The following is a 17,498-nucleotide window of genomic DNA, read 5'->3' on the forward strand; positions in this document are numbered from 1 at the left end:
CCATGGCACAGCCGATACATTTGCAGGAGACGGCCGAATGGGCCTCCCGGACTTTTGAACTGCGTGTACCCGGCGCCGTGAGTTACGGGGAATTGCAGCAGTTGCTGGCTGATAGGCTCCAGGCTATTATCAGCAGCGACTTCCAGCAGTTTATATACCTCCTGTACCGGATTGATGTATCGGAAAAGAAAGTCGAGGCGATTATCCAGGAAGCTGCCGCAGTGCAGACAACACCTTACCTGGCCATTGCTGCGCTCATTATAGAGCGGCAGTTGCAGAAAATTGAAACCAGGGCCGCTTTCCGGCAGCAACCGCCGGAGGATGAGGAGGAGAAGTGGTGAGTTACGGGGCTCATATCCTGCCAGACTGACAAAGCAATAGCACTTCCTATTTTCGGCTGGCTTCAGTACCACCCTACATCAAAAAAGCCGGATAATCCTGCGATTACCCGGCTTTTTTGATTTTATGGAGATGTCAATTACTTATTGAACATCAGTTCCTTTACTTTTTCCTTGTCTTCTTTTTCCTTATCCAGGTCAAAGAAGGTTCCAAACACTACATCCCATACAGAGGAGCTTACGCCAAAGCCTTTGTCCTCGCTCTTATAGTGGTGCAGGTGGTGATTACGCCAGAGTGGCTTCATGAATTTGAACGGAGGGTTCCATGCATGAATAGCGTAGTGCATGCTGCCGTAGATCAGGTATCCCAACAGAAATCCCGGGAAAAACATGAACGTCCACTGCCGCAGGAAGAGGTATTGCGCGCCGAAAATGGCCGATGCCAGGATCAGGCTGGGTACCGGCGGCATAAACAAACGCTGCTTATCGCGCGGATATTCATGGTGGTTGCCGTGCATTACATAAATAAACCGCTGCACTTTGGGATTATCGCTCGCAAAGTGGAAAATAAAGCGGTGCATGATATATTCGAAGAAGGACCAGAAAAACATAGCCCCGAAGAATACCATCGCAACCGTACCTACTTTGAACCCCAGCGTGTCGTGGCTATAATACAACATGTAGCCGATGATAGGCAAATACATACCCCAGATAACCAGCGGATGCGTTTTCGTGAGCATCTCGAGGTATTGGCTCTCAAATAATCTTGCCTGTCCTTTGTTCTTGATCTTTTCAAACTTCATGACTCCCCAGTTTTTAAGTGGATTACGGGAAATGAATAAAACCTATCTAATCTTTGTATTGAATCAATTTGGGAAATTGCCCCTCACTACCCTCCGAAAAGGATGTTTAAAAATGCGGTGCAAATTTACTGAGAATAATTTATTCTGTACGGATTCAAATCAGGAGTGTATGCACGTTTTCTCCCCAATTCATATTCATAAATTATCTCACCCGTCTCTTTGAAGAACGGGTACCCCACTTCATCATATTCATATTTATTATCATTCAAAACTCCATCGCTATTAACATAAATACTTCCCGTAAGCATAAATTCCACGTTATTTTTGAAATCGACGATATAAGCTGCGTCGGTTAAAAATCCATATGACCAACCTGCCTTATTGAATACACGTATATACCCCGGTATGTTTTGGCGGCCTGCTTTAAAAAAGAAAAACTTCGTAAAACTATTGTAGTACTCGGCAGTATCGTAGCGGGGATCGGTACACTCCGAGGGGTATTCGGACATATATTGGTAGAGAAAACGATAATCGCTGCTGTCGAGGTGGAACCTCCGGGCAGCAGGTACAGCGGCCGGGAAAAGCACGGATTGTAAAACCTGCTGTAAATCTTCCAGTGCGAATATATTATGCCGGGTAAAATCCATCGGTTCCGGCACCAGTTTATCGTCTTTATCGAAGTAGCCGTTCCCGATAGTAATACGTTTGCTGTAGTCGAACTGCATATCGCTGCAGGCAGGCGCCTGCGTGTACAGCAGCACGCTGTCCTTATTCACGAACCGGATAGCGGGGGAGCAGCGGTTTTCTTCTTCCGTGGAGGGCATGAACCGGCGAACGATGCGGGTGTTTTTATATCCCATCTGTTGCAGCCTTTCATTAATCCGTTGCTGGCCTACGAATTCGTATAGCCGGTTATAGGCGTCATTGTCGCTGATCAGGAATATTTCTTTCACATAATGACCGATAGAAGGCAGGCCGCTGGCCGCAGTGGTGTCTACATGCACATTTATCTGCCCGCTGCGGGTGCTATCCGTCAGCATGGTAGTGTTCCTGTCCACGCCTTTGCTGCGGAGCGATTGCAGCTTTTCCAACGCCAGCACGGCTACCGGCAGTTTGACCGTACTGGCAGGATTATGGTATTTGCCGGCGCTGACATGGAAGTAATAGTTCTTAAAATGCGGTACGTTCCACTGATCCCTGTTTATCTCTGTATAAATCAGCTGGTAACGAAATGAATCCGGCTGTTGCAGGATCCTTTGCAGGAAGGGGCTGGCCTTTTTTGTCAACAACTGTTCCAGCAAACTGTCTGTCCGCTCCTGGGCCAGGAGAAACAATGGTAAGCAATGGAGTATCATCAACAATTTATAGCGCATATAGAGTTGGTTCTGAATAAAGACGTGCTGCGGGAAAATTTCCCCTACCTTGAAATTATAAAAAATATTCCGGCGGCTGAAGCCCCAACCTCACATTTCTTATATTTGACCATCATAAATCATACAACCAGCACTTACACAAAATCATGAAACTCGTTACCTACTTAAGAGAAGAAACCGACCAACTTGCCATTTTGGTAGACGGCTTATTGTATAATACGCAAGACCTTCACCCCGAACTACCTAATAACATGCAGATGTTTCTGATGGCCTGGGAAGATGTGATTGATATAGCGAAACATGCTGACGCCAGGCTGAAAGCCGGCAACAGGCCTGCAAACGGCATCCCCGTGGAGTCAGTACAGATACTGGCGCCGGTGCCGTTTCCTACCTCCTGCCGCGACGGCTACGCATTCCGCCAGCACGTGGCTGCCGCCAGAAGGAACCGCAAAGTGGAGATGATCCCGGAGTTTGATGAATACCCCATCTTCTATTTCACCAACCACAATGCCATCCAGGGCCCCGGGGAAGTGGCCTGTATGCCGGACCACTTCGAGAAACTTGATTTTGAGCTGGAAGCGGCCATCGTGGTATGTAAGGCCGGACGCAATATTACCGCAGCGGAAGCGGACGATTACATCGGCGGCTTCATGATCATGAACGACATGAGCGCGCGCACGCTGCAAATGGAAGAAATGAAGCTGAACCTCGGCCCCGCAAAAGGAAAAGATTTCAGCACTGTGATAGGCCCCATGCTGGTAACGCCGGATGAACTGGAGTCGTACCTGGTACCGGCAAAGCCTGGCCACACGGGCAAAAATTATAACCTGAAAATGACTTGTAAGGTAAACGGTATCCAGGTAAGCGAAGGCAATATGGGGGATATGGACTGGACCTTTGCCGAAATCCTGGAGCGTTGCGCATATGGCGCCAACATTCTCCCGGGCGATGTGATTGGCAGCGGCACCGTGGGTACCGGCTGCTTCCTGGAGCTGAACGGTACCGGCAAGCTCAATGACCCTGGCTACCAGGAGCAATGGCTGCAACCCGGAGACGTGGTGGAAATGGAAATCACCGGGCTGGGCGTATTGAAAAATACCATCGTCAAAGAAGACAGCGATTTCTCCATCCTCGCTTTAAAGAAAAAACCATAAACCATGCAGATCGATCCGAAGTCCATCAAAACCAGCGAACTGCATGCCTACCTGCTGGGCGCCATCTCGCCCAGGCCTATCTGCTTTGCCAGTACGGTGGATAAAAACGGGGTACCTAATTTATCGCCGTTCAGCTTTTTCAACGTATTCGGGAGTAACCCGGCTACGCTGATATTTTCCCCCTCCCGCCGGGTGAGGGATAATACGGTGAAGCATACACTGGAAAACATACAGGCCACCGGGGAAGTGGTGATCAACGTGGTGAATTACGCCATGGTACAGCAAACCAGCCTGGCCAGCTGCGAATATCCCGCAGGGGTAAACGAATTTGAGAAGGCAGGGTTTACCGCCCTTCCATCAGAAAAGGTAAAGCCTTTCCGGGTGAAGGAAAGCCCAGTGCAGTTTGAGTGCGTGGTGAAAGAGGTTATAGCTACGGGGCAGGAGGGAGGCGCCGGTAACCTGGTTATCTGCGAGCCGGTATTCATGCATATCAACGAAGATATCCTGGACGCGCAGGGTAAAATCGACCCGCATAAAATAGACCTGGTGGCCCGCATGGGAGGCGACTACTACTGCCGTGCTTCCGGCGATGCCGTGTTTGAAGTGGCCAAGCCCAATACCAAACTGGGCATCGGCGTAGATGCGTTACCGTTGTCCATCCGCCAAAGTCATATACTTAGCGGCAATAACCTGGGCCAGCTGGCCAATGTTAATGAGATGCCGGTAATAAATCCCGCTTTCGAGGATGACCACCTGAAGCAAATTGTACAATATTACAGCATCACCCCTGACGAAATGGAAAAAGAGCTGCATCGCTATGCGCAGCAGCTACTGGCGCAGAATAAAGTGCAGGAAGCCTGGCAGGTGCTGCTTTCCGGCAATATTTAACGTAAAAATCCCCGCTGGTAATACCGGCGGGGATTTTGGATTTTTATAGAGCGATTACTATTTCGCTCCGAATACTTTCTTCAGGATATCAGTAGTCCGCGCGACAGGGTTAGCCCGGATGTTCTGTTCCTCCTTACCTATCTGATCAAAAAGGGCTGCTACGGCTTTTGTGGTTACATAATCCTGCAGGTCCGGATTGATTTTATTAAAGGTAGTTGGCAGCTTGTTATAGCTGTTTACCAGGTCCCCGTAATATTTTGTAGCGAGCGTGCTATCCAGGCTGCTTTTTACCACCGGCGCAAAAGCAGCTTTCAGCTTATCGGTTGTTTTGCTTTTGAAATAATCAGTAGCGGAAGTATTGCCGCCTTTTACGAGGTTCAACGCATCCGTCAGCGTCATTTGCTTGATGGCGTCCACGAAGATAGGCGCTGCGTAACCCACCGCTTTTTCAGCGGAGCGGTTGATCTGCAGGATAGCCTTGTCTACCAGGCTGCCCATGCCCAGCTGGCGCAGGGTGTTGCCAATCTTCACTGCATCTTCCGGCAGCAGCATTTTATAGATTTCATTGCCAAAGAAACCGTCAGTTTTATTCAGCTTCTGGATACCGGCAGTCACACCTTTTGAAAGCGCTTCTTTAATAGCGGTGGCAGCATCGCCCTGGGTGATGCTGGACAAAGAGGTGGTGCTGGAGGAAGTAGAACTGGTGGTGGTAGTTTTTGACTGGCCCAGTTTTTTGAGTTTATCCAAAATCTGCGCCTGGCTGGCCTGAAGGGAAAATACACCCAGCAGTACTAACAGTGATCGTTTAAGCATAGTATTATGATGATTACCTATAATAAATCAAAAGTATAAATTTATTCGTGGATTGTGAGCAATGGGATATGAGTTTTGAAAGCCAGCCTGCTGGTGCTGCTTCTCTTGAAAATGCTCTCGAACAGGCCATGCTTTTTGGGTATGGTCAGTATCAGGTCCGCATTATTGCTCTCTGCAAATGAAACAATGCCTTCCACTACATTCGGATTATCGATGAAGTGATACACCGGGTTATAGCCTTCCAGGAGGGTATCCAGCATCAGCGTTTCAAACGGCGTGTCAGTGGTAAAGTGCCTGCTGCGATGGTCGATATTGATCACATGGATTTCCGCATGGAAGAGGTTCAGCAGTTTATGCAGCAGGTCCATGGGCGTGGTGTCCACTACCTGGCGGAGGTCGCAGGCGAAAACGATCTTTTCGATCGGTTTGAACTTCGCGTGGCCGGGAATGACCATCACCGGGGTGGTGGTGTGTTTTACGACATCAACGGTATTGGAGCCTACCAGTATTTCCTCGAGTTTGCTACCTCCTGTAATACCCATGATAATCAGATCAGCCTCTTCCTGTTGGCACACATCGTTGATGGTGGCTGCCAGGAGCGTGTTATCCGCGCGGGTCAGCAGGGTTACTTTATCCGAAGCCAGTGGCTGTAACTCTTTCCTCATCTTTTCGAGTCCTTCCAGGCTTGCCTCCCGCAGCTCGTCCGCATTGACCATAGGCACGGCGGTGGGTACGTCGGGGATGGGCACTATCAGCTCGTAGGCATGATAGAAGATCACCCTTTCGGCGCCAACGGAGCGGGCGAGGTCTACAGCGTAGGTAGCTGCATTATAGGCAATGTCTGAGAAATCGGTAGGAACGAGGATCGTTTTCATGTCGGGTAAGTTTAAGGATCACATTTACTTAACGAAGTAAGCGCTAAAATGTTCCGTTCCTGTAATGCAAAAAGCTGACCAGTTAATGCCGGTCAGCCTTTTACAAATGTTATTTAGTGTTATTTCTTTTTTAGTCCATTTTTTCCTGCTTCATCTGCGGGAAGAACAGTACATCCTGGATGGATGGCTGATTGGTCATCAGCATGGTCAGCCTGTCGATACCAATGCCGATACCGGAGGTTGGCGGCATACCGTATTCCAGTGCGCGGAGGAAGTCGTAGTCGATGTACATGGCTTCGTCATCGCCGCGTTCCATCAGCTGCACCTGCTCTTCGAAGCGCTCGCGCTGATCGATAGGGTCGTTGAGCTCACTATAGGCGTTGGCAATTTCCTTACCGTTTACCATCAGCTCAAAGCGCTCTACCAGTCCGGCTTTGCTGCGGTGTTTTTTGGTGAGCGGACTCATTTCAACCGGGTAATCAGTGATGAAGGTAGGCTGGATATAATGGCCTTCGCATTTTTCGCCGAAGATCTCGTCGATCAGTTTGCCTTTACCGATTTTAGGATCCACATGGATACCCAGTTCTTTGCACACTTCCCGCAGCTGCTCTTCGTTCATGTCTGAGATATCGAAGCCGGTATGTTCCTTAATGGCATCGTACATGGTTACACGACGGAATGGCGCTTTGAAGTCGATTTCCTTATCGCCAACCTGTACCTTGGTGGTACCGTGGAGGGCAATGGCCACTTTTTCCAGCAGGGTTTCGGTGGTGGTCATCATCCATTCGTAGTCTTTGTAGGCCGCGTACATTTCCATTACGGTGAATTCCGGGTTGTGGGTACGGTCCATACCCTCGTTGCGGAAGTCTTTCGCAAATTCGTACACCCCTTCAAAACCGCCTACGATGAGGCGTTTGAGGTACAGCTCATTCGCGATGCGGAGGTACAGCGGCATATCCAGCGCGTTATGATGCGTCACGAACGGACGTGCGGCAGCGCCACCCGGGATAGGCTGGAGGATAGGCGTTTCTACTTCCAAGTAGCCGAGGTTGTTATAGAAGTCGCGGATGGTTTGCATGATCTTCGTGCGTTTCACGAATACATCCTTTACCTGCGGATTGATGATCAGGTCCACATAGCGCTGACGGTATTTAAATTCAGGATCAATAACGGCGTCGAAAGTTTCGCCTTCTTTTTCCTTTACGATCGGTAACGGGCGCAAAGCTTTTGCCAGCATGGTGAATTCGCGGGCATGTACGGAAGTTGCACCGGTTTTGGTAACAAATGCGTATCCCTTCACTCCAATTAAATCGCCGATATCTGCCAACTTCTTAAAAACCACGTCGTACATGGTCTTGTCTTCGCCGGGGCAGATGTCGTCGCGTCGGATATAGAGCTGGATACGGCCTGCGGCATCCTGTAATTCTACGAATGCGGCCTTACCCATATCACGAACACTCATAATACGACCTGCCAGGCATACATCCTGGAATTGCTCCTTCGTTTCTTCCGAATAGTTCGTTTTGATGTTTACGGAAGTATCATTAACCGGGTATTCAGCGGCAGGATAAGGCTCAATGCCCAGTTTCTGCAGTTCCTGTAATTTTTCCCGGCGGATAATCTCTTGCTCAGATAATTGTGTCATGTGATTTAATTGGAGTGCAAATTTAACTGAATAATGCAGAAGGAACAAGGAAACTGATTTATATGCATAGGAAAGGGCTGTAAGACTACAGCCCCTTACTTTTTGACCATATCCTATGAAAACCGGAATAAAATTAAGGGCGGGCACTGCGATTTGTGGAAATACTTTGCATCCGGGGCGTTTGAGCGGGTAGGCGGGGGATATTCTTTAATAATAGGCGATACAGCCCTCCGCTCATGGAATTTTATACCTCTCTTATGTGCATGAATCCGTATTTTCGCCCACCAACACTATCTAACAGCTAAAGACATATTATCACTTTATGAGAATTGTACAGCGGTTGAAACCAACCTGTATTACCGGCGCAGCCTTATGCCTGCTGGCCGTTCCCCAGCTGAAAGCACAAAACAAGCAGGACATCAGCTTTGAGCAGGCTTTTAAAGGCAAAGCCAGCAACATCACGGTGCCATTACCGGCGGTGAAGGGCTGGGCCGATGGAGAGCATTACATCGAGATCCGCCAGGGGCAGGCGTACAGCATTGATGCCCGCACCGGTAACGCTACCGTATATACGGCGCCGGTAGGCGGCCCGCAGGTGGAGGTTCGCAACAACGACATCTTCTATACCGGCAACGATGGTAAAACCATTCAACTTACCAACGATAAAGAGCAGGAAAAGAATCCGACGCTTTCCCCCGATGGCAGGTATGTGGCATTTACCCGGAACAATGACCTGTACAGTGTGGAAATAGCCACCAGGAAAGAAACCAGGTACACCAATGATGGGACGGATGTCATCTACAACGGTTGGGCATCCTGGGTGTATTATGAGGAAATCCTCGGCCGCCCAACGAAATACCGCGCTTTCTGGTGGAGCCCTGACAGCCGCAACATTGCGTACATGCGCTTCGACGATACCAGGGTGCCTGTATTCCCGATCTACAGCGAAAAGGGGCAACATGGCTACCTGGAAAATACCCGTTATCCAAAAGCCGGCGATCCTAACCCGGCCGTAAAACTGGGCGTGGTGCCGGTAACCGGCGGCGCAACTGTTTGGGCCGATTTTAATGAGCAGGATGACCAGTATTTCGGTACGCCTTTCTGGACGGCGGACAGTAAAAGCCTCTGGGTGCAATGGATGCCCCGCGGGCAGGACAACCTGAAGATCTACAGTATTAACCCGCAGAGCGGCGCCAAGAAAGAGATCTACGATGAAAAGCAAAAAACCTGGATCGACTGGTTTGACGCCGTGCCTTTCCTGGACAACAACAAGGGCTTCCTGCTGCAGAGCGATAAGACCGGCTGGTCCCACCTGTACCTGCACAACATGGACGGCAGCCTGAAAAAGCAGCTGACTTCCGGCAACTGGACTGTGAAAGAGGTACTGGAAATAGATCAAAAGAACGAAATGGTGTATTTCATAGGCCGCAAAGAAGCGTCTACCCGTTTTGATCTGTATAAAGTAAGCATGAAAACCGGCGCGCTGACCCGCCTCACCAGTGGTAATTACCACAACATAGTGAGCATGGCGCCGGGAGGTAAATATTTCATCACCACCTACAGCAACTTATCTACCCCTGCTAAAATGGCCCTGATAGATAATAACGGAAAGGTGATCCGCCAGCTGGGCGACAGCAAAGGGCCTGACTTCGATAAGTACAATGTGGCCAAAACGGAGCTGAAATATTACAAAACCCGCGACGGACTGGAGCTGCCTATGACCATCTCCATGCCGGTGCATATGGAGCCGGGCAAGCGCTATCCTATCCTGATCAGCATTTACGGCGGCCCTAACGCGGGTACGGTGTACGATACCTGGAAGCAAACCCCGGTAACCCAGTGGTGGGCGCAGGAAGGCGTTATCCAGGTGGCTATCGACAACCGCAGCAGCGGGCAGCTGGGTAAAGCAGGGATGAATTACATCCACCGCAACCTGGGTATCCATGAAATCGAAGATTATATGGACGCTACCCGCTGGTTACGCTCCCAGCCCTGGGCGGATACCAATAAGGTATGCATCACCGGCGGCAGCTTCGGCGGATATATGACCTGCATGGCGCTGACCTACGGTGCGGACGTCTTCAACTACGGTATGGGCAACTTTGCCGTAACCGACTGGCAGCTGTATGACAGCCATTATACCGAACGCTATATGGACACGCCGGCAGAAAACCCCGAGGGTTATAAAAAGACAGCTGTGATGCCTTACGTGGAAAAATACCATGGCCTGCTTCGTATTACCCATGGCACTATGGACGACAACGTGCACATGCAGAACTGCATCCAGCTGATTGATAAAATGGAGAACCTGAACAAGCATTTTGAGTTTATGCTGTATCCGGGCGAACGTCACGGATGGGGCCCTCCGAAGAATGTGCATTCCAACAGCGAATCTTACCGGTTTATCTATAATAACCTGCTGGACAAGCCATTCCCGGCTGCTTTCACCAAGTAAGCGCCAGCACCTGGAAACGCTATAAAACACGAAAACCCGGCCAGCAGGCCGGGTTTTTTGCGTATATAATAATATAGGGATGATCTAATCTAAAAAGAAACGGGGCTGCAAGACTACAGCCCCGAAAAATTTTAACCATATCTTTATTGAAAAACCTATACCAAAGATGGCCGTTTTTACCGGATGGTAAAAGTCCTTTTTTGTGAATGATATATTTTAACCGGTGAACGCGTAGAAAATCGGGGTTAACGTATGAGTAGTAAAATCACTTTATAACTTTTCATATGTAATAATTGTGGGGCAACATCCACAGGTATTGTCGGTATAGGGATAAAATGGACAGGTTTTTTCTCAGGGAGAGAAAGAAAAAAGGGTGGTAAGACTACCGCCCTTGTAATAATTTTAACCATATCCTATGAAAAACCTAGAACAAAGATATATCGTTCATTTGCTCCTGTGCTTTCATTTCCGTGAACGTCGTGGTTTTGTTCGTGAAGAGGGGATAATGGTAAATATCTAGTTATATTAAAAAAATCGTGATATTATTATAAATAAATAATTAACGACAATACATATATATAGTCGACTAAGTATCAAGTTAAAATGGCCACTAGATTAGTTCGTATTATTTTTTTACGCTATGCGCAGTCCGTTTTCCACCGGGAGCCCGGGCTGTAAAAGCGTTACAGTTTTATCCGGGCCTACCGCGCCAAGCACCAGGCATTCGGACATGAACTTAGCAATCTGCTTTTTTGGGAAGTTTACGACCGCAACGATCTGTTTTCCAACGAGGTCTTCTTTCTTATACAGGACGGTAATCTGGGCGGAGGATTTACGCATTCCTATTTCGGGTCCAAAATCAATAAGCAATTGGTAGGAGGGGTTACGGGCCTCCGGGAAATCATTCACTTCTACTACTGTTCCCACTCTCATTTCTACTTTTTCAAAATCCTGCCAGGTAATTAATTCCATACTGTTGAGTTATGTAATAAATATAATGATGATTCTACAAAATGTCAAGCTCAAATATTAAAGATATCTAGTGCAAAAACCCTTGATATTTCCGGGTTTAAAGCATCAGTCTGGCATAATTATTGGACCTCTGGGAATCAAATTTTAGGTTAAAAAATAGGTTAAAGCGAAAGAACCCCACCTGCAGAGGTGGGGTTCTTTCGTTGTGGTAATATCGTGATAGGGAGGCGCCGGGAACTGCCCGCCCTGCTATTTATGCAAAGTCGTATCCTTCTGCACCTTCAGTATCGCCGCAGGCGGGCGGGTAGGCGCAGGCGGCGCCACCGGGGCATTGCCACCGGCCTGTACGCCCGTCGGCACAGCGGACGCCGGCGCCACTGTCGCATTCGCAGGCGGTGGCGGAGTAGCCGGAGTAACCGCCGAAGGCACTGCGTTCACAGTCGAATCTTCGGACATGGCGGTACTGTCTTCCAAGGTAATCGGCCCGCTTACGCTCAGGATCTTTTTCACGGAAAAATCTTCATTGGCTTCCAGCCCCCAGCCATGCAGCTGGGAAGTAGGGGTGGTAATGAACACTTCCTTGGTAGAATAGAATATCTTGCGGTGAGGATCGTAATTCAGCTCATTGCTTTCCAGCTTTTCTCCTTTTACAGTGATCAGCTCCACGCTGTCCCGCAGGTACACGAACCCTTCTTCCTCCATATACTTGCCATGTTTGGCCGTCAGCGTACTGGTGAGGTTGAGCAGGGAGTCGTACATCAGCACTTTCAGCCCTTGCTTGAACTCAACATAGCTGGGCCTTTCCAGGCTCCTTTCCATCACCGGGGCCGTCAGCTTGGCGCTCACCCGGCCTCCCTGGCTGAAGATCGTTACGATATCCGTTCCGTTTTCCACAGCGGCCTTCTTCGCATCAAACGCCATCACGGCGTCAATATCGTTTTCACAACTGCTGAGCAGCGCCGCTATCAATAAACAATATGAAATCCTTTTAATCATGGACCTGTTAAAAAAAGAAATGCAGTGAATGCGAGGCGAAGATAAAAAGAATTTACCTCCCCAACCATACACTGCATTACTATTAAGTTATGTAGCTAAACAGGCTGCCCTGTTAGTCGTATTTACGTTTGATAAACCACCTGTCGCTCAGCGTAAAGCCAATAGAGAAGCGATAAACGGTTTCTTTCAGCGCTGTTTCGGAATTGCCGCGGTGCGCTACTTCCAGCGCCAGGTTCAGCATGCTGTACTGGTTGCTGTAAGGCAGGCGGCGTACCGGCAGGCCCGCGCCAATGGTAGCGCCGAATAAAGGCATGTCCTTCTGGTTCAGGTAAATATAGTCCTTACCGTAGTAAGCGCCGAGGCGGTAAGCCACGCGGTTCCAGTAACCGCTGAGCGCCGTCAGGTTGGGCACAAACTGACCGCCGACGGACATCTTCCAGCTATTCTGGGTTTCAGCGTCCGGGTTGCCATAAACTTTGTAGTTATTTTCCCAGCTGGTAGCCGTGAAATCCGCTCCAATCTGCCATTTATCCAGCTTACGCAGCAGTAAACCGCCACCGTACTCGGTAGGGTACACCACGGTGCCTTTGGCGCCTTTTGCGTATAATACGGTATCCTGGTTGGTGAAATCGTTCGTAGAAGCGTCGTAGATCACTGATTCATGCAGCTGCGTTCTCCGGGCGTTCATGTTCTGGTTCAGGCTTCCGGTAGCGCCCAGGAGGAGCTCCATATCTTTATTGAGCTTCGCCTTATACTGTACCCCCGCTTTGTAGAAGAAGCTGTTGTAGCTGATGCGGTTGGAACGGCGGGAAGCGAAAATGGTATTTCCCGGGTAGATAATAGTAGTATTATTTTCCAGGCTACCGAAGAGATAACCGATGTTTACCCCGATGGAGAAGTTGCCGATACCCACGCCCGTACCGCCATATACCTGGTACAAACCGCCACTGCCTTCGTAACGGTTGATCAGCGGCAGGCGCACCGTATCAAAGAAGTTGCCGGTAACCGGCTCCTGGATATTGTATGATACCCTTGTAACCGGGCGCAAACCCAGGTTCATACCCCATTTTTTCCGGAGGGGAATACCCAGCTGCAGATAGGACAGGGTTCCAAAACCGCTGCTGAAGCTACCCTTGCCATCATTGATGTTGCGGGCGCCGCCTTCAACGGCAATATCTAAAGACGTTAACAGTAAATTGGAATAACTGGCGGGGTTGATGAAGTTCACAGACGTTGGATCGTTATATGCCTGAGAAACGCCACCCATACCGCGATTCACAATATTCTGGTTATTGTTCAGATCACCCAGTCCGTAACGGGAGTATGGTGAATTATCCTGTGCTGTGGCATTAATTGCAAGCAGTAAAACTGCCCCTAAAAAACAAAGAATGCTGGCTTTTGTCCGATGCATTGAGTTACAGAATTGTTTTTAAACCCGTTATCAGATTAATTATGGGTCTGCAAATATCTAATTTTTAAGGCGGGAAGCAAAAAAAACCAAATTAAGCCCTGTTAAAACCTCGTTAAAGTTGGCCGATTTTTCTCCGCAAATCCTTGCCAGATCATCATCTGCATAAAATTTATCAAATATCTCCGGCGGAGAGGTTCCGGAAATGGCCGTTGAGTTTTACCCGCTCCTTCAGGCGCTCCATTTCCGCCATCATGGGGATAACTTTATGCAGGTGCTGCTTCAGGTATTCCAGCCGCTGCACCTCGTAAAATAAATGCAGGATGTTGTATTCCTCTGATAATGAAAGGCCTGCGTGATGCGCCACGTCATAGGACATCAGCTCTATATCCGGTTTGGAGAAAGATTTATGCACCTGTAATATGGCATGCAGCTCCCGGACGCCGTGCAACACTTCCTCCCGCAGGCGGTCGCTTACCGACATATCGTTCTGCGGATAGCTCACAATAGCGCCGGCATACAATTTATCCGGAATTTGCTGGACGAGCTCCAGCACCCTGAACACCCGCTCGCCCCGGGTAACAATATCCATCTCCCCGTTATCATACAGCTTTTCCACCTTCTCCACCTTCACCAGGGTGCCATATTCCATGACCTTTTTTTCCACCACCGCCGGGATGCCAAATGGCTTCCCCTCCGCTACACATTCCGCCACCATTTGTTTATACTTTGGCTCAAAAACGTGCAGGTTCAACTGTTCCCCCGGATAGGCCACAATGCCCAAAGGAAATATGGGAATAAAATTTGTCATTGCAACAAGTTATTAAATATCACCAATATTTGGATAGCATTTTTAGGCTAAAATACATATCATAAAAAAATCGTTACTGTCACGACAAGTATTTATATATTGTAGGTTTTTCGTAAAAATTTAAATCTGACCTAGCCAATGCCAAACAATCTGACTCGTTACTCATCACTGATTAAAAAAATCAGGAACTGGCCACTCTATTGGAGCAGGAAATTTAAAGATGGATATGAATCTCTTGAATTTATTACCCGGAAAAACCGCCTGAGATTTCGTACTCCCTACAAATCTTTATATCTTGTTTTCAAGGAAATTTTTGTGGACGACGTCTACCGGATCGATTCACTGGTAAAGCAACTGCCGCAGCAGCCGGTGGTGATCGATATCGGGGGAAATGCCGGCTACTTCAACCTGCTCCTGTTTAACTATCTGCCAAACGCCAGATCCATCGCGTATGAACCAATTGAAGCGAACTATAAGTTATTTAAGTACCATATCGACGCCAATCCTGCCCTGAAAGGCAAACTGGCCGTAAACCACGCCGCCGTAGTAGGCCAGGAGCAGGAATCAGTGGAGCTGTTTGTGGAAACCAGCGCATCCAACTCCGTGACCGCCTCCATCTACGAGGACTTTGACCGCGATAATACCTTCCATGTTACCGTTAAAGCGATTACCCTGGACCAGATCCTGCGTCAAAACCAGCTGTCCCACGTGGATTTGCTCAAAGTGGATTGCGAAGGCAGCGAATACCCGATTATCTACGAATCGCCGGAATATGTGTGGCAAATTGTAAAAAAAATTATCATTGAGGTCCATAACCTGGACGAACATCAAAGAAATGTTGAATCTTTGCAAAAGTATCTTGAAAGCAGGGGTTATACCTGTAGCAGAAACACCCTTCATAACCACTGCTATATGCTATTTGCTTGCAAAAACTAATAAGTAACAGAACTACAGCTACGACTATTACACTATGGCACACTACGTCTTCGACTGTGAGAGAATGAAATACCCTAACACCGGCTTGCATACCTATTGCCTGGAACTGGGGAAAGCCATGCTCAGGCAGTTGCAACCTACAGAAGAACTCACCTTCTTCGCCAACTTTAAGAACAAACCGGATTTTGGCCCGGGCGCTAAATTCCTGGAGCAAAAATCACTGCATAAATTCTTTATGCCGTACCGCCAGCGTTACGACGTTTGGCATTCTGCCTACCAGACTTCCCAGTTCAAACCCGGCAACCAAAAAACCAATCGTGTACTCACCATACACGACCTGAATTTCCTCTACGAAGAAAAGACAGCCGCCAAGCGGAAAAAGCTGTTGAAGCGTGTGCAGCAAACAGTGGATAGCAGCCGTTACATCATTGCCATTTCAGATTTTGTCAAACAGGATGTGGAAAAACATATTGACCTGGGCAACAAGCCCCTGAAGGTAATTTACAACGGCATCAACGTAGCTGAGTTCCCCGGGTACGATACTCCCGGCTACCGGCCTGAAAAACCATTTATCTTTTCCATCGGCACTGTATTGCCTAAAAAGAATTTTCATGTGCTTCCCTGCCTGCTGCAACACAATGATTACGACCTGGTGATTGCCGGCACCATCCGGGAATCCTACCTGGAAAAGATCATGGAAGAAGCCGCCCGGTTTGGGGTAACCCACCGCGTAAAGGTAATCGGCCCGGTAAAGGATGAAGATAAATACTGGTACCTTAAAAACTGCGCGGCATTTGCATTTCCCTCCCTGGCGGAAGGCTTCGGCATCCCGCCCGTGGAAGCCATGCACTTTGGCAAACCGGTCTTCCTCTCTGATAAAACCAGCTTACCGGAAATAGGCGGTACGGCCGCCTACTACTTCCGCTCCTTCGAGCCGGAAGCCATGCAAAAGGTATTTGCAGAAGGCATGCAGCACTACCAGTCCGCCCAACCGCAGGACAGCATCATCGCGCACGCAAATTCCTTCTGCTGGAAAAATGCGGCAGCCCAATACCTGGAAGTCTACCGCACATTTGGCCAATAAGCCGCCGTTATCCTATTTTTGTAAGAAACCAGGAGCGTCATTCATGCAGCAGGAATATATAGCCGGCCTTTTAAATGGAGATATAAAGTCGTTAGCCAGATGTATTTCCCTGGTGGAAAACGGCGCCCCCGGCTATGAATCGCTCCTGGAAGCGCTTCCCGCAAGCTCGCCCACAAAAGTAATCGGTATTACCGGCCCTCCCGGGGCCGGTAAAAGCACCCTCGTCAATGCGCTCATCCAACACCTGCTGGCCGCAGAAAAAAGAATTGCCATTATCGCGGTAGACCCCTCTTCGCCATTCAATTACGGCGCCCTGCTGGGCGACCGGATCCGGATGAGTCAACATTATAATAACCCGGATGTTTTTATCCGCTCCATGGCCAGCCGTGGCGCGCTCGGCGGACTTAGTCCAAAAATCATCGAGGTGAGCGACCTCGTTAAGGCCGCCGGGTTCGACTACCTCTTCATCGAAACAGTAGGAGTAGGGCAGAGCGAAGTGGAAATCGCCGGCATTGCAGATACCACGATCGTGGTGGTAGTGCCCGAAGCCGGGGATGAGATTCAAACGATGAAAGCCGGCCTGATGGAAATAGCCGATATCTTTGTCGTAAACAAGGCTGACCGGGCCAACGCGGACGAATTCGTAAAAAACCTGCGCATCCTGGCCCATACCCGCCAAAATGATGCATGGGAAATACCCGTGGTCAAATCCATCGCTACCCAACAGCAAGGCATACACGAAATTATTGCGGCGATCGATAAACATCAGCAACTGGTAAGCGGCAACCGGCGCCGGCATTCCCTGCTGCTGGCAGAAAAGGCCTATCAGCTGATACAGTACCGGCGTATGACGGACATCAGCAAAAAAGCGCTGCAGCAGGAAATTGAAGAGCGCTTACAATCCTCTTCGTTTAACCTTTACAGTTATATCAGGTCCAAAAGCTGAA

General features: G+C 48.9%; 16 protein-coding genes. 7 read left to right on the forward strand and 9 right to left on the reverse strand.

Features of this window, described 5'->3' with window-relative positions; all coding sequences use genetic code 11:
- Positions 1 to 2: 2 nt before the first annotated feature.
- Positions 3 to 341, forward strand: a complete 339-nt coding sequence (locus BOC67_RS16545) for a hypothetical protein (RefSeq protein WP_291911734.1) — start codon at positions 3 to 5, stop codon at positions 339 to 341.
- Positions 342 to 478: 137 nt separating this feature from the next.
- On the opposite strand, the gene BOC67_RS16550 is transcribed toward BOC67_RS16545, so the two are convergent.
- Positions 479 to 1,141 (reverse strand): sterol desaturase family protein, encoded by a 663-nt coding sequence (locus tag BOC67_RS16550; protein ID WP_291911735.1) that lies wholly within the window; start codon positions 1,139 to 1,141, stop codon positions 479 to 481.
- A gap of 125 nt (positions 1,142 to 1,266) precedes the next feature.
- Positions 1,267 to 2,514, reverse strand: a complete 1,248-nt coding sequence (locus BOC67_RS16555; RefSeq protein WP_291911736.1) for a serine hydrolase — start codon at positions 2,512 to 2,514, stop codon at positions 1,267 to 1,269.
- Positions 2,515 to 2,660: 146 nt separating this feature from the next.
- Here BOC67_RS16555 and BOC67_RS16560 point away from each other — a divergent pair, with 146 nt between their 5' ends.
- Entirely contained in the window at positions 2,661 to 3,668 is a 1,008-nt protein-coding gene (locus BOC67_RS16560) for a fumarylacetoacetate hydrolase family protein (protein WP_291911738.1), read from the forward strand.
- 3 nt (positions 3,669 to 3,671) lie between these two features.
- Positions 3,672 to 4,556 carry a flavin reductase family protein gene (locus tag BOC67_RS16565; RefSeq protein WP_291911739.1) on the forward strand — a complete coding sequence of 295 codons (885 nt, stop codon included), beginning with the start codon at positions 3,672 to 3,674 and terminating at the stop codon, positions 4,554 to 4,556.
- A gap of 57 nt (positions 4,557 to 4,613) precedes the next feature.
- Here BOC67_RS16565 and BOC67_RS16570 read toward each other — a convergent pair whose 3' ends face one another.
- The 3 genes from BOC67_RS16570 to lysS form a co-directional block, all read right to left on the reverse strand.
- Positions 4,614 to 5,369 carry a DUF4197 domain-containing protein gene (locus tag BOC67_RS16570; protein WP_291911740.1) on the reverse strand — a complete coding sequence of 252 codons (756 nt, stop codon included), beginning with the start codon at positions 5,367 to 5,369 and terminating at the stop codon, positions 4,614 to 4,616.
- Positions 5,370 to 5,410: 41 nt separating this feature from the next.
- The gene (locus tag BOC67_RS16575) at positions 5,411 to 6,244 is read right to left on the reverse strand and encodes a universal stress protein (protein WP_291911741.1); all 834 of its coding nucleotides are present in this window, start codon (positions 6,242 to 6,244) and stop codon (positions 5,411 to 5,413) included.
- A gap of 130 nt (positions 6,245 to 6,374) precedes the next feature.
- Positions 6,375 to 7,889 carry a lysine--tRNA ligase gene (gene lysS, locus BOC67_RS16580; RefSeq protein WP_291911742.1) on the reverse strand — a complete coding sequence of 505 codons (1,515 nt, stop codon included), beginning with the start codon at positions 7,887 to 7,889 and terminating at the stop codon, positions 6,375 to 6,377.
- 322 nt (positions 7,890 to 8,211) lie between these two features.
- On the opposite strand from lysS, the gene BOC67_RS16585 reads away from it, so the two are divergent.
- Positions 8,212 to 10,344, forward strand: coding sequence for a S9 family peptidase (locus BOC67_RS16585; protein ID WP_291911743.1), 2,133 nt, complete (start codon positions 8,212 to 8,214; stop codon positions 10,342 to 10,344).
- A 633-nt stretch (positions 10,345 to 10,977) separates the two neighbouring features.
- Here BOC67_RS16585 and BOC67_RS16590 read toward each other — a convergent pair.
- The 4 genes from BOC67_RS16590 to BOC67_RS16605 form a co-directional block, all read right to left on the reverse strand.
- Positions 10,978 to 11,316: a tRNA-binding protein gene (locus BOC67_RS16590; RefSeq protein ID WP_291911744.1), complete on the reverse strand. Its 339-nt coding sequence runs from the start codon at positions 11,314 to 11,316 to the stop codon at positions 10,978 to 10,980.
- Positions 11,317 to 11,565: 249 nt separating this feature from the next.
- Positions 11,566 to 12,312, reverse strand: a complete 747-nt coding sequence (gene lptC, locus BOC67_RS16595; protein ID WP_291911745.1) for an LPS export ABC transporter periplasmic protein LptC — start codon at positions 12,310 to 12,312, stop codon at positions 11,566 to 11,568.
- Between the two features lie 112 nt (positions 12,313 to 12,424).
- Positions 12,425 to 13,591, reverse strand: a complete 1,167-nt coding sequence (locus BOC67_RS16600; protein ID WP_291911746.1) for a hypothetical protein — start codon at positions 13,589 to 13,591, stop codon at positions 12,425 to 12,427.
- 304 nt (positions 13,592 to 13,895) lie between these two features.
- On the reverse strand, positions 13,896 to 14,531 hold the full coding sequence (locus BOC67_RS16605) for an LON peptidase substrate-binding domain-containing protein (protein ID WP_291911747.1): 636 nt from the start codon (positions 14,529 to 14,531) through the stop codon (positions 13,896 to 13,898).
- Between the two features lie 315 nt (positions 14,532 to 14,846).
- Here BOC67_RS16605 and BOC67_RS16610 point away from each other — a divergent pair, with 315 nt between their 5' ends.
- From BOC67_RS16610 to meaB, 3 genes are read left to right on the forward strand one after another with little or no spacing between them, the layout of a single operon-like run.
- Positions 14,847 to 15,467 (forward strand): FkbM family methyltransferase, encoded by a 621-nt coding sequence (locus BOC67_RS16610; RefSeq protein WP_291911748.1) that lies wholly within the window; start codon positions 14,847 to 14,849, stop codon positions 15,465 to 15,467.
- Positions 15,468 to 15,501: 34 nt separating this feature from the next.
- On the forward strand, positions 15,502 to 16,551 hold the full coding sequence (locus tag BOC67_RS16615) for a glycosyltransferase family 1 protein (RefSeq protein WP_291911749.1): 1,050 nt from the start codon (positions 15,502 to 15,504) through the stop codon (positions 16,549 to 16,551).
- Positions 16,552 to 16,594: 43 nt separating this feature from the next.
- Complete coding sequence (gene meaB, locus BOC67_RS16620; protein ID WP_291911750.1) at positions 16,595 to 17,497, forward strand: methylmalonyl Co-A mutase-associated GTPase MeaB; 903 nt, start codon at positions 16,595 to 16,597, stop codon at positions 17,495 to 17,497.
- Position 17,498 lies beyond the last annotated feature (1 nt).

It is taken from the genome of Chitinophaga sp. CB10 (genome assembly GCA_001870995.2).
Lineage (GTDB): Bacteria > Bacteroidota > Bacteroidia > Chitinophagales > Chitinophagaceae > Chitinophaga.